Source organism: Mycobacterium intermedium, from assembly GCF_002086275.1.
Taxonomy (GTDB): domain Bacteria; phylum Actinomycetota; class Actinomycetes; order Mycobacteriales; family Mycobacteriaceae; genus Mycobacterium; species Mycobacterium intermedium.
Map to the genome: position 1 here is coordinate 1 of NZ_MVHT01000309.1, position 514 is coordinate 514.

Below are 514 nucleotides of genomic sequence, written 5' to 3' on the forward strand. Positions count from 1 at the left end.
CCGGCTACGCCCCCGTCATCGGTTCGCCCATGCTGATGGCGTTCGCTCAGCGCAGCCCCTTCGCGGAGAACTTCCAGTCGATGGGCAAGAGCCGGGCGGGCGGGAGCAAGTTCCTTGCCGAGCTCAACGAGCTGCCCCAAGAGGAGTGGCCGGGCCGGCTTCGCCGCTTCCTGTCCGAGCAGGTCGGCCTGATTCTGCGCCGCACCATCGACGCGGACCGCATGCTCGCCGAGTACGGTCTGGACTCCCTAGGCAGCCAGGAGCTGCGGATTCACATCGAGGCTGAGACCGGGATCCGGGTGAGCACCGTTGAAATCTCCACGATCCGAGATTTAGCAGAGTCTCTTTACGACAAATTGACCTCAAAAGCCAACGCCGCACCTACCTCGTGAGGTAGGAATGCACATAAGCACCGTGCAGGGGTTGGACTAGGAGGGGCCGTGATCATAGGTGGGGGCTCAGCAGGTACCAGTATTGGTGTGGGAATAGTTCACGAGTGGGAGCCGGGTTCGGG

1 protein-coding gene is annotated in these 514 nt (G+C 62.5%); it reads left to right on the top strand.

What is annotated here, in order from left to right; translation table 11 throughout:
- Positions 1 to 392 (top strand): acyl carrier protein (locus BST27_RS30820; protein ID WP_139805524.1); only part of this gene is annotated, 392 nt, incomplete at its 5' end.
- Positions 393 to 514 lie beyond the last annotated feature (122 nt).